Origin of the sequence: Arthrobacter sp. MP_M4 (genome assembly GCF_035984855.1) — a bacterium.
GTDB lineage: Bacteria > Actinomycetota > Actinomycetes > Actinomycetales > Micrococcaceae > Arthrobacter.
Map to the genome: position 1 here is coordinate 1 of NZ_JAXCHX010000061.1, position 1,668 is coordinate 1,668.

Here is a 1,668-nt window from a genome sequence, read left to right on the forward strand (position 1 = left end):
AGCCTTGATCCACCGATCCGCTGTTGGTCCTGATTGATTTTCGGGCCAGCGGCGGTTTTTGGTTTCGGGCATGGCGGACCGCCGGACCTCGCTGCCCTTCGGTGTTCCACTGGTGGGTCCGGTTGCGCCGTGTGGCTGGGTTGACGGGGTTTAGGCTGGTTGCGGCGGCGGGTAGAGGGTCTGGAACAGGGCTTTCCATGGTGTTTGCCAGGGCCAGGACTCGGGCAAATGAAGACGGATGCGTCGGGCGCTGGTGGCGATCCTGGCGGGGACATGGATGAGTTTGCGGCGGATCGTACCGGTCCGGGCCTTGCCGAAGAGCCCTGCAGCGAGGATTCCGGCGACGCGGGTGAGGTTGTAGGCCATGACCGCGGCAACGAGCCAGGCGGAGTTCGCCGCGAAAACACCTGAGGGCATGTGCGACAGCGCGCTGTCTTTCAGATCGGCATTGACCTGCTCGATCTGCGCGTGTTTGCGGTGGGTTTTGTCCGCCGCGACGGTGTCCAGGACCGCGGGGTCCACGCTGGTGAAGAACGCGTGGTGACGGTGTGTTTCAAACAAGGTGGGTTGTCCGTCACTGGCTTTCCGGTTCAGCTCCGGGATGCGTCGCACCACCAGCCGGCCAGTGATCTGCTCAGCCTTTTTGCGGGAGCTGAACGCGGTGAACCCGGTCTCGGCGACCTCGGCCCGGGACACCCAGGTGTTGTTGTTCTCGTCGAAGACCGCGTCGGTGTATTCGATCGTCTCCCACGCCGTCTCCGGGATCCCTGCGATCGCCCGTTTCACGGCCGGGTCCATTCGTGCGGTCACCGACACCTCCGCCCCGCCGGCCAGGGCCGCGGAAACCGCTGCATGGCCGTAGAAGGCCGAATCGAACCGGCAGAGCACCCGCCCGCCGGGCTGCAGACGCCCGAGCGTGGACAGAGCATCCGTGATCAACCGCTTGGCGCCGCGGGCCGAGTTCGCGGCGCCCTTGCGCAGCCGCTGGGCCAGGATCACCGGGGCCGTCTCCGTGGTGGAGACCGTCGCCAGCAACGCGTTCAGCCCCCGGACCCCGGAATACCCGTAGCCGGAGCCCTGCTTGGCGTAGCCGTGGACCTCGATGATCGTGTCATCGACATCCACGAACACGAAGTCACCGGCGGCGGGTGATCCCAGCAAAGAGGTCCGACCGGCCAGGTTTGCCAGGAAGCGGGACGCGACCGCGTCCAGCTGCCGGACATGCCCGAAAGTGAAGGACCGCAGGAACGAGCCCAGAGTGGAGGGCGCGTAACAGGCGTTGAAGAGCCGTTTCATCCCGCCGTGGCGCAGCAGGGCCATGTCATCGATCGAGTCGGCCCCGGCAACCATTCCGGCCACCAGGGACGCGATCTTCAGCCCGGGATTCGCGCCCTTGTCCGTGGGCACCGTGAGCCATTCATCGGCGAGCTCCTGCAGCCCGCCGTCCCGGGCCAGCGTCATCACCGGAAGCAGCCCTGCCACCGACACGAGATTCGGCTCGTCGAAAGAAACTGACACCGCGGACGGCTTATGGAAAACTTGCATCTACGAGGTGTCCTCATTCTGGTAAGAAAATGTGACCGTGGTAAGCCATATTTTCCCCCAGAACGGGGCATTTCGTGTTTAAAACGCCGGACCCGATCCAAGGATCATCGGTGGATCAAGGCT

Annotated in this window: 1 protein-coding gene; it reads right to left on the bottom strand. The window is 64.7% G+C overall.

Features of this window, described 5'->3' with window-relative positions:
- Positions 1–150: 150 nt before the first annotated feature.
- Positions 151–1,545 (bottom strand): IS1380 family transposase, encoded by a 1,395-nt coding sequence (locus RCH15_RS18990; protein ID WP_326962207.1) that lies wholly within the window; start codon positions 1,543–1,545, stop codon positions 151–153.
- Positions 1,546–1,668 lie beyond the last annotated feature (123 nt).

Excerpts from the sequence above, each read along its gene's own strand:
- RCH15_RS18990 (WP_326962207.1), bottom strand. The coding sequence starts at position 1,545 with ATGCAAGTTTTCCATAAGCCGTCCGCGGTGTCAGTTTCTTTCGACGAG.